At 58.0% G+C, this 9,581-nt stretch carries 10 protein-coding genes; 4 read left to right on the top strand and 6 right to left on the bottom strand.

Annotation, left to right across the window (positions count from 1 at the left end; genetic code table 11):
- Positions 1-45: 45 nt before the first annotated feature.
- Together VMV64_RS15030 and VMV64_RS15025 are read right to left on the bottom strand one after the other, a co-directional pair.
- Positions 46-666 carry a DUF502 domain-containing protein gene (locus VMV64_RS15030; RefSeq protein WP_325331816.1) on the bottom strand — a complete coding sequence of 207 codons (621 nt, stop codon included), beginning with the start codon at positions 664-666 and terminating at the stop codon, positions 46-48.
- Positions 667-669: 3 nt separating this feature from the next.
- The gene (locus tag VMV64_RS15025; protein WP_325331774.1) at positions 670-921 is read right to left on the bottom strand and encodes a zinc ribbon domain-containing protein; all 252 of its coding nucleotides are present in this window, start codon (positions 919-921) and stop codon (positions 670-672) included.
- A gap of 166 nt (positions 922-1,087) precedes the next feature.
- On the opposite strand from VMV64_RS15025, the gene VMV64_RS15020 reads away from it, so the two are divergent.
- From VMV64_RS15020 to VMV64_RS15010, 3 genes are all read left to right on the top strand, one after another.
- Entirely contained in the window at positions 1,088-2,089 is a 1,002-nt protein-coding gene (locus VMV64_RS15020; RefSeq protein WP_325331772.1) for a hypothetical protein, read from the top strand.
- 2 nt (positions 2,090-2,091) lie between these two features.
- Entirely contained in the window at positions 2,092-2,412 is a 321-nt protein-coding gene (locus tag VMV64_RS15015; protein WP_325331814.1) for a YkgJ family cysteine cluster protein, read from the top strand.
- An 843-nt stretch (positions 2,413-3,255) separates the two neighbouring features.
- Complete coding sequence (locus VMV64_RS15010) at positions 3,256-4,356, top strand: hypothetical protein (RefSeq protein ID WP_325331771.1); 1,101 nt, start codon at positions 3,256-3,258, stop codon at positions 4,354-4,356.
- Between the two features lie 175 nt (positions 4,357-4,531).
- Here the strand turns inward: VMV64_RS15010 and arsC are convergent, their stop codons facing one another.
- Complete coding sequence (gene arsC / locus VMV64_RS15005; RefSeq protein WP_325331769.1) at positions 4,532-4,885, bottom strand: arsenate reductase (glutaredoxin); 354 nt, start codon at positions 4,883-4,885, stop codon at positions 4,532-4,534.
- The gene (gene ylqF / locus VMV64_RS15000) at positions 4,882-5,817 is read right to left on the bottom strand and encodes a ribosome biogenesis GTPase YlqF (protein ID WP_325331767.1); all 936 of its coding nucleotides are present in this window, start codon (positions 5,815-5,817) and stop codon (positions 4,882-4,884) included. Before ylqF ends, arsC begins: the two co-directional genes overlap by 4 nt.
- 176 nt (positions 5,818-5,993) lie before the next feature.
- On the opposite strand from ylqF, the gene VMV64_RS14995 reads away from it, so the two are divergent.
- The gene (locus tag VMV64_RS14995; protein ID WP_325331766.1) at positions 5,994-7,613 is read left to right on the top strand and encodes an NAD(P)/FAD-dependent oxidoreductase; all 1,620 of its coding nucleotides are present in this window, start codon (positions 5,994-5,996) and stop codon (positions 7,611-7,613) included.
- An 81-nt stretch (positions 7,614-7,694) separates the two neighbouring features.
- Here VMV64_RS14995 and VMV64_RS14990 read toward each other — a convergent pair whose 3' ends face one another.
- Together VMV64_RS14990 and VMV64_RS14985 are read right to left on the bottom strand one after the other, a co-directional pair.
- Positions 7,695-8,147: a single-stranded DNA-binding protein gene (locus tag VMV64_RS14990; RefSeq protein WP_325331765.1), complete on the bottom strand. Its 453-nt coding sequence runs from the start codon at positions 8,145-8,147 to the stop codon at positions 7,695-7,697.
- Between the two features lies 1 nt (position 8,148).
- Entirely contained in the window at positions 8,149-9,528 is a 1,380-nt protein-coding gene (locus VMV64_RS14985) for an MFS transporter (protein ID WP_325331763.1), read from the bottom strand.
- Between the last annotated feature and the right edge of the window lie 53 nt (positions 9,529-9,581).

Below are 9,581 nucleotides of genomic sequence, written 5' to 3'. Positions count from 1 at the left end.
CAATCCAATTTTGACTTAAGGAAAATAAAACGGGGAACGCGCTTTTCAATTGCCCGGATAGACCCGAATGGGCGAATCCTTCTCGGCGGGCGTCACCACCCCCATCGAGATGATGTACTTCAACGCATCATCCACGCTGATTCCGACTTCGATGGTCTCGCTCTTTTTGACGAAAAAATAAAACCCGTTGACCGGGCTGGGCGTAGTCGGGATGAATACGCCGACATATTCGCCGTCCAGCCTGGAACCGACATCCCGCGGCAGATTGGTCTGGAATGCCAGCGACCACGCCTCGGGGTGGGGGTAACGCACCAGCAGCACCTTGCGGAAAGCCTCGCCGCTGCCGGAAAACAGCGTATCGCTGACCTGCTTGACGCTGTAATAGATCGATTTCACCACCGGGATGCGCGCCAGCACGCCTTCCCAGAACCGGATCAGGCGCTGCCCGACGATGTTCGCGGTCAACATGCCGGTAAGCAGGATCACGCCTATCGTCAGGATCGTACCCAAGCCCGGCAAGGACATGCCCAGCCAGCTTTCCGGCCGAAGTCTATACGGCAGCAGCAGCAGGCTCTGGTCCATACTGCCGATCAGCAGCTTCACCACCCATACGGTAATGCCGAGCGGCACCCAGATCAGCAGCCCGGTGAGGAAATAACGCTTGATCATTTAGCCGGTACAGGTTCCGCCGGCGCAACAGGCGGGCGCGGCAGGCTTGGCTTCTTCCTTGGGCTTGGAGCCACCCTTGAAATCGGTCTGGTACCAGCCGCTACCCTTGAGCTGGAAGCCGGCGGCGGACAACATCTTGGCGAAAGTTTCCTGCTTGCACTCAGGGCAAGCGGTGAGCGGCGCATCGCTCATTTTCTGTATGTATTCCTTCTGAAAACCGCAAGAAGAACAACGATATTCGTAAATTGGCATGCTACCCTCCAAAAAACAAGATTATATCTCAAATGCTTCTGAAACGACGCTGCTTAATATGGGGTGATTTCCCCATTTTGCAAGGGAAAGACCTGCGGCCCCGTGCGAGTTATGCCGTTTCAGGCGATAATAGCCGATCATTAGCCCTGTCGCGCACGCACAAACAATGACCATCACCCATCGCCAAGCCGCCTGGCTGCTCGCCGCCCTTGCCCTGTTCCTGATACTCAAGCTCAAGCTGCTGCCCGCTCTGCTGGTCGGCCTGCTGGTTTACCACCTGATCCACCTCATCGCCGCCCGTCTTGCGATCGGCAGGTTCTCCAGCAAAAATGCCAAGATCCTGTCTGTCGTCCTGGTTTCCGGGCTGGTGATCACCCTGCTCGTCGCCAGCGTCATCGGCATTCTTACCCTCCTGCGCGCCGAGGGTGGCGGGCCAGCCTCCTTCATGGCAAAGCTGGCCGAAATCCTGGAATCATCCCGCTCATCCCTGCCCGATTGGATTTATAGCGCCCTACCCCACGATGGGGACGCACTGAAAATTTACATTGCAGGATGGCTGCGCGAGCACTCCGGCGAACTGCAAATCATGGGCAAGGAAGCCGGCCATACCTTCGCCCATGTCCTGATCGGCATGATCATCGGCGCCATGCTTTCACTCTATGAAATGGTTGCCATCGAAGTCCGCAAACCCTTTGTTTCCGCCCTTGCAGAACGAGCCGTAAAATTCAGCGATGCATTCCGCAACATCGTCTTCGCCCAGGCGAAAATCGCCGCCGTCAACGCCTTCCTCACCTGGATTTACCTGGGTGTCGTGCTGCCTCTGGTCGGCGTCAAACTCCCTTTCGCCGGCACCCTGGTCATTGTCACCTTCGTCGCCGGCCTGATCCCCATCCTCGGCAACATCCTGTCGAATACCGCCATCGTCATCGTCAGCCTCGGCCACTCCTTCCAGATGGCGATGTCATCACTGCTGTTCCTGGTGAGCATTCACAAACTGGAATACTTCCTCAACGCCAAAATCGTCGGCTCGCAAATCAAGGCCAACGCCTGGGAGCTGCTGACCGCCATGCTCGCCATGGAAGCGGCATTCGGCCTGCCGGGGCTGGTCGCGGCGCCGGTTTATTATGCCTATCTCAAGAGCGAGCTGAAGGAAGGCGGGGTAATTTGAAGGTGCTTGCAGAAAGCAATGCCGACGGCCCGATCATCTCGTGCAGCTCGTGCAAAGCCTGCTGCTGCCGGTTAGAGGTGATGTTGATGGGTGACGACGACATTCCGCCCGAATTGACGGAACAGGACCGGTGGGGCGGATGGGTCATGGCGCGTCTTGACGACGGCTGGTGCGCAGCCCTGGACAGGGACACCATGCTGTGCACGATATACGAGCGCCGGCCGATGATTTGCAGTGACTATCAGGTGGGGGATAGCGATTGTATTGGGGAGCGGTTGCTGCTCACCCCTGCTGGAATGGGATCGGTTGGGGTGGCAAGCTAATCCGGGCTTTGGTTTGCCTCATATGACGCGCTCTGCGCGGATGTTTGGGTGCCGGGGGCAGCCCGGCGGGCTGGTTCCTTTCTTTAAACGGCTAAAGAAAGGGAACCAAAGAAAGCCGCCCCTATCCTCCGCCCTTCGCTACGCTACGGGTTCCCTGTGCTGCTCGCCGAACCGGGCGGCTGCGGAACTCGGCCCTCTGGGCCTCAGACAGTCCTCGCCGACTTCCCCCGGCCCGGCTGTGCTGCTCGGCGGCGGCCCAAGGGGACCATAAAGAACAACAAAACCGCCCCACCCAGCCCTCCCCAGCGGGGAGGGCACCCAAACACGGGCTCCGCCCACAAAACCTAAAAACCCCTTCTGCGCCGCTTCGGTTTGACGGGCAAATTGGGATGAAGGCGAGCACTGTTCGAGCTCCGCAGCAGCTTGCGTTTTGTGCAAGCTGTCAGGGCGAGTTGCGCAGCCGCCCAATTTGCCCGTCAAACCGAAGGTAGCCCGGAGGGCCGGTGCGGCAGGGTGCCCTTTTGTTTGGTTACTTGTATTTTGGGCAAGCAAAATAAAGTAACCTGCTGCCGGGCAGCCCCCGGCATCTAAGCAGCTGCGCGTAGCGCACACAAAACCTGCGGCGCAATGCGTACTAAAAGGGCTGGTGGCGCTTGCCAAAATACAAGATATAGCGCTTAATTCCATAGGCATAGACTTATTCGGTGCGAATGCCATAGTGCTTCAACTGAATCTTCCCACGCACCTAATCCAGCAAGTTCGACGAAGCAGACGAGACGGCAATATCAGTCATTTTTAAGATGCACACTTAACGTCTAGGCAAATGTATTCACAGGAGCAGCGATGAAAGCAGAAATAAAAAAACAAGATGCGAAGCCCGCAGTCGCGAAAACCGTGAGTGAGCAACCGAAAAAGCCAAAATCTGCGTCCTCCAGCAAAGCAAAGCGAACGTTTCCACATGTTTCTATCGAAGAGTGTCGAAAGATTGCGGATTCCATAAAGCAATTCAACGCTGGTAATCCGTGGGCTCCGAAAGACATAGCATCGACCCTCGAGATGGGGATGAGCAATAACTTTTTTTATCTTACGGCGGGATCAAGAGACTACAAGTTAACTATTGGCACACGTGATACTGACAAGATTGAGTTATCTGATCTCGGGCGGCGGCTGGTCTACCCAAAGAGCCCACAAGAAGAGTCAGAAGCTATACAAGAGGCTTTCCGCAACGTCGATTTGTTCAAGAACGTCTTTGATTACTATCAGGGAGAAAACCTCCCCGATATTCAGTACCTCAAAAACACCCTTAAGACAGAGTTCGGTGTCGAAGAGCAGTACCAAGACGACTTCTACGACCTCTATCGGAAGAACCTCGCTTATTTGAAGTCGAAGGGAGAACTTCCTGCTGCTCTAGCCAAGACTTCTGAGGGAAAGGCTATTGGAAACTCAATAATTCTTGGTGAGTCATCAAATGCGGGAAAACTTGTTGCGTTTGTCGCAATGCCCTTTTCAGAGAAAACATCAGCCTATCCAAAAGGCTATTTTGATGAGGTCCTTAAGCACCTCATTACACCTGCTGCCGTGAAAGCCAATTTCAACGCGCGAACAGCTAAGAAGGCCGGCAGCGAAGTAATCCAATCTACAATCGTCAATGATCTTGACTCGGCGGACTTAGTCATCGTCGACTTGACTGAACACAATCCAAATGTTCTCTTCGAACTCGGCATGAGGATTGCGTTCGACAAACCAGTGTGCCTGATTCGGGCCAAGGGAACTGCCGCTATTTTTGACATCGACCATATGCTTCGTGTCTATGACTACAACCCATGCATGTGGCCCTCGACCCTCGAAATTGATGTACCAGCATTAACTGAACATATCGCAGAAACCTGGAAGAACAAGGATGGTGACAGGTCGTATCTCAGGATACTGCGCGAGAGTAAGTAAAGAATGTAGAGACGTAGCCCGATTAACCAGGTGGCTCCCATAGCCCTAAATAAAAGTGCCATGCACGAATTCATAATCAACGGGGTCAGACACTATTGGTTCTTGCTGCAAATACACAGGGCAAAATCTTGCGCTGCGACGAGGTACTCGCCCGGCGAGCGTAGCCCATTCCCCGCTACAGCAACTCCAGCACCCTCTCCGGTGGTCGCGCCACAACAGCCTTATCCCCACAAACCACGATAGGCCTCTCAATCAGAATCGGGTGCGCCACCATGGCATCCAGCCATTCCTCGTCAGTAAGCGTCCGCCCCGAATAATGCGCCTTGAATTCCGCTTCCCCCTGTCGCACGAGTTCGGCCGGCTTCATGCCCAGCTTTTTCAACACGGCGCGAAGCTCTTCCTTAGAGGGCGGCGTATGGAGGTATTCCACCACTTCGGCGGCAATGCCGTTTTCGGCGATCAGCGCGCAGGCCGAGCGGCTCTTGGAGCAGCTGGGGTTGTGGTAGATGCGTAGGGGTGCGGTACTCATGGCTGCGGAGTAGATGACGACAGGTCTGACTCCGGTTCTTTTTCCGGCTCTTTCCCTTTCGCATTCGCAGGCGTATGAACCTTGATCATGGCGGCGCGGGTTTCCGGTGACTCCAGGCTGATGCGCCCCAAGGCGCCGGTACGGTAGTCTTTCAGCAAAATAAGCGCGGCCTTCTCCAGGTCCGGGTCGCCGCCCTTGAGGCGGAAGCCGCGCTTCTTGGCAACGGCCTCGATGACCCCGACGCCGTCCAGCCCTTCCACCGCGCAGCCGTAGCGGGCAGTCAGCAGGGCGGGGTAGCGCGCGAGCAGGAGGTCGCCCAGGAAGGCGGCCACTTCTTCGTCGATGACGGCGTTGCGGCCGATCGCGTGGCTCGCAGCCAGCATGTAGCCGTCGCTGTCGTGCTCGATGCGCGGCCACATCAGGCCCGGCGTGTCAACCAGCGACATGCGCGAATTCAGTTCCAGGCGCTGCTGGTTTTTGGTCACTGCCGGTTCGTCGCCCACTGCCGCCACCCGGCGATTCAATAGCGCATTCATCAAGGTGGATTTGCCGACGTTGGGTATGCCCATGATCATCATGCGCAGGGGCTTGAGGTTGGTGCCGCGATGGGGGGCGAGCGCTTCGCACAGGCCGGGCACTTTGGCGACGTCGCCCGGTTTCTTGCAGGACAGCGCCACGGCCTTGACGTCTTTTTGCCGGTTGTAGAAGTTGAGCCAGGCCTGGGTGATTGCGGGGTCGGCCAGATCGGCCTTGTTGAGGATTTTCAGGCACGGGCGCTGGCGGTGCACGCGCAGCTCCTTGATCATCGGGTTGCAGCTTGCCTCGGGCAGGCGGGCGTCCAGCACCTCGATGACGAGATCGATATTCTCCATGGTTTCGGCCGCCTTTTTGCGGGCGGAGACCATGTGACCGGGGAACCACTTAATAGACATACGTAATCAACTAATTATCAAAAGCTTATTTTACCCTGCGCCGACCGCTACGTCATGTTTGCCGTGGCGAAGCTTCCGGGCCAGCCATTTTCAGAGCCCTCGTAGGAAAAATCAGGGTCGGGTAGAATGACACCCCATCAGCCTGCTCCCCAGCAGAATTTTCCGGAATACCCAGCATGTTGCGATTGACCGAAGTTAAGCTCCCCCTCGACCACCCCGAAGGCGCGATCAAGGCCGCCATACTCAAGCGGCTGGGCATTCCGGCCGATGAGCTGGTCAGCTATTCGATCGCCCGGCGCGGCCATGACGCCCGCAAGCCGGAGGCGATCACTTTTGTCTACACGCTGGATGTCGAGGTGAAGAACGAGCCAGGGATACTCAAGCGCCAGAAAAAAGATCGGCATCTTTCCCTCACCCCGGATACCCGCTACCACTTCGTTGCGCAGGCGCCGGCCAATCTGGCTTCGCGCCCGGTAGTGATCGGCACGGGTCCGGCGGGACTGTTTGCCGGGCTGATACTTGCGCAGATGGGATTCCGCCCGATCATTCTGGAGCGCGGCAAGGCGGTGCGCGAACGCGCCAAGGACACCTTCAGCCTGTGGCGTGAAGGCAAGCTCGATCCGGAATCCAATGTGCAGTTCGGCGAAGGCGGCGCGGGTACCTTTTCCGACGGCAAGCTCCACAGCCAGATCAAGGACCCGATGCACCACGGCAAGAAAGTGCTGACGGAATTCGTCAAGGCCGGCGCACCGCCGGAAATCCTCTATGTGAGCAAGCCGCACATCGGCACCTTCAGGCTGGTATCGATGGTGGAAAAAATGCGGGCGACCATCGAATCGCTCGGCGGGGAAATCCGCTTCCAGAGCCGGGTGGACGATCTCGAAATCGACAACGGCCAGGTGCGCGGCGTGGTGCTCGCCAACGGCGAGCGCATCGCCGCCGATCATGTCGTCTTGGCAGTCGGCCACAGCGCGCGCGACACCTTCCAGATGCTCTACGACCGGGGGGTTTATATCGAGGCCAAGCCGTTTTCCATCGGCTTTCGCATCGAGCACCCGCAGTCGCTGATCGACACCTGCCGTTTCGGCAAGAACGCCGGCAACCCCTTGCTGGGCGCCGCCGACTACAAGCTGGTCCATCATTGCAGCAACGGCCGTTCGGTCTACAGTTTCTGCATGTGTCCGGGCGGCCAGGTGGTGGCGGCGGCATCGGAGCCGGGCCGGGTCGTGACCAACGGCATGAGCCAGTATTCGCGCAGCGAACGCAATGCCAACAGCGGCCTCGTGGTCGACATTACACCGGCCGACTATCCCGGCCATCCGCTGGCGGGCATAGACTTTCAGCGCCACTGGGAGGAGCGCGCGTTCGAGCTGGGCGGCCGGAATTACCAGGCGCCGGGACAGCTGGTGGGTGATTTTCTGGCGGGCAAGCCTTCCACGGCATTCGGCTCGGTGCTGCCGTCCTATACGCCCGGCGTGCATTTGGGCGATCTCAGCACCGCCCTGCCGGATTACGTCATCGCGGCGATACGCGAGGCCATCCCCGCCTTCGAGAAACAGATCAAGGGTTTTTCCATGCACGATGCCGTGCTGACCGGCGTGGAGACGCGCACCTCATCCCCGGTCCGCATCAAGCGGAACGACGATTACCAGAGCCTGAATACGCGCGGACTCTTTCCCGCGGGAGAGGGAGCGGGCTACGCCGGGGGCATTCTTTCAGCGGCGGTGGATGGCATCAAGGTGGCCGAGGCCGTGGCCTTGAGCATGGTTCGCAACGAGGCTGCGCATAGCGGCTGAGGGCGGATCGCAGCGGTTTCGCCGCGTAAAAAAAAGGCCAGCAAATGCTGGCCTTTTTTCTCACCTTGAATCAGGTGTCTCTCAGAACGGAATATCGTCCTCGAAATTATCGAAGTCGCCACCGCTTTTTGCTGCCGGTTTCGCGCTGCCAGCGCTAGCAGAAGGTTTTTCCACCACTTCGAAGCTGTTGCCACCGCCACCGCTGCGGCCACCGAGCATTTGCATCTTGTCGGCGACGATCTCGGTGGTGTACTGATCCTGCCCTTCCTTGTTCGTCCACTTGCGGGTCTGAATGCGCCCTTCGATATAAACCTGGCTGCCTTTCTTCAGGTATTCCCCGGCGATTTCCGCCAGCTTGCCGAACATCGAGATCCGGTGCCATTCAGTCTTTTCCTGCTTTTCGCCGTTCTTGTCTTTCCAGGAGTCGGTGGTTGCAAGGCTGAAGTTGCAGATTGCATCCCCCGATGGCATGTAGCGCATTTCAGGGTCTTTCCCCAGGTTGCCGATAATAATTGCCTTGTTCACTGATGCCATTTCACGCTCCTCCCTCAATTAATTTAGTAACGCCCTCTTCATCCCAACCCGCCATTTCCACCTTGAGGTAGGCGGCGCCTTCCTCGGGATCGACAACCGCTTCCATCACCCCGTCCAGACCGATCAGCCGGCGTGACAGTTCGCGCGCCGCTTCAGCGGACATCGGCTCGATATGGAACATCCGGGTGCGCACTGCGGGCGGCGTTTTCATGCTGGCGGCCAACAGCAGCCATAGCCCGCTGATTGCGCCGCCGAAAGCGAACACCGACCACTGGCCGGCGTAATGGGAAAGCAATCCGCCCGCCACGCCACCGGTAAACAAGCCGAGCGACTGGGACGTATTATACACTCCCATGGCCGTCCCCTTGGAACGTGCCGGAGCAAGCTTGGAAATCAGCGAGGGCAGGCTCGCTTCGAGAATGTTGAAAGCGATGAAGAACAGCAGCAGCATCATTACGATGCCCCAAAAGCTCTGGATCAACACCGTCATCATCAGTTGCGACAGGAGTAGCAGGGCCACGGCAAAAATGAAAACCGGCTTGAGCTTCGCCTTTTTCTCGCCATAAATGATGGCCGGCACCATCAACGCGAATGCACCCAGCATCACCGGGAGGTAGATTTTCCAGTGCTGGGCTTCCGGCATGTTGCCGGTTTCCCTGAGGGCGAAGGGGATCACCACGAACATCGCCATTTGCGCGGCGTGCAAGGCGAAAATGCCAAAATTCAGGCGCAGCAACTGGCCGTCGCGCAGCACGTCGCTCAAGCGCGCAGGGACGACCTCGGTATCGGAATGGAAATGACTGGCCCTGGGGTCGGGGATGACTGCGTAAATCACGCCCATCGCCGCCAGCGCCAGCACGCCGGTGAGCTCGAATATTCCTGGCACGCCAATCGCCTGATACAGCAACGGGCCCAGCGCCATCGATGCGGCAAACGCCAGACCGATCGTGGAGCCGATCATCGCCATTGCCTTGGTGCGGTGCTCTTCCCGCGTCAGGTCGGCGAGCAGCGCAGTGATGGCGGCGGAAATCGCGCCCGCACCCTGAATGGCACGCCCCACGATCACCATGTAAATGTCGCTGGCGGAAGCGGCGACAAAGCTGCCGATAACGAACAGCAGCAGGCCGAAATAGATCACCCGCTTGCGCCCCCAACGGTCGGATGCCATGCCGAAAGGCAGTTGCAGCATGGCCTGGGTCAGGCCGTAGGCGCCAAGCGCCAGGCCGATCAGGATATGGCTGTCGCCGCCTGGCAGTCCATGGGCATAAATGGCGAAAACCGGCAGGATCAGGAACATGCCCAGCATCCGGAGACCGAATATCCCGGCCAGCCCCACGCTGGCACGGAGTTCGGTAGGAGTCATCTGGTCGGGAATGTGCATATAAAGTTGAGGTCGAACGGTAAAATTGCGTATAGTAGCAGGTTGCCTTTTGC

It is taken from the genome of Sulfuricella sp. (assembly GCF_035531155.1).
Lineage (GTDB): Bacteria > Pseudomonadota > Gammaproteobacteria > Burkholderiales > Sulfuricellaceae > Sulfuricella.
Note: the sequence above shows the minus strand (reverse complement) of the source record. Positions and strands in the feature narration are given on the sequence as shown.

Coding starts and splice junctions, on each gene's coding strand:
- VMV64_RS15025 (WP_325331774.1), bottom strand. CDS start 921: ATGCCAATTTACGAATATCGTTGTTCTTCTTGCGGTTTTCAGAAGGAA.
- VMV64_RS15020 (WP_325331772.1), top strand. CDS start 1,088: ATGACCATCACCCATCGCCAAGCCGCCTGGCTGCTCGCCGCCCTTGCC.
- VMV64_RS15010 (WP_325331771.1), top strand. CDS start 3,256: ATGAAAGCAGAAATAAAAAAACAAGATGCGAAGCCCGCAGTCGCGAAA.
- arsC (WP_325331769.1), bottom strand. CDS start 4,885: ATGAGTACCGCACCCCTACGCATCTACCACAACCCCAGCTGCTCCAAG.
- ylqF (WP_325331767.1), bottom strand. CDS start 5,817: ATGTCTATTAAGTGGTTCCCCGGTCACATGGTCTCCGCCCGCAAAAAG.
- VMV64_RS14995 (WP_325331766.1), top strand. CDS start 5,994: ATGTTGCGATTGACCGAAGTTAAGCTCCCCCTCGACCACCCCGAAGGC.
- VMV64_RS14990 (WP_325331765.1), bottom strand. CDS start 8,147: ATGGCATCAGTGAACAAGGCAATTATTATCGGCAACCTGGGGAAAGAC.
- VMV64_RS14985 (WP_325331763.1), bottom strand. CDS start 9,528: ATGCACATTCCCGACCAGATGACTCCTACCGAACTCCGTGCCAGCGTG.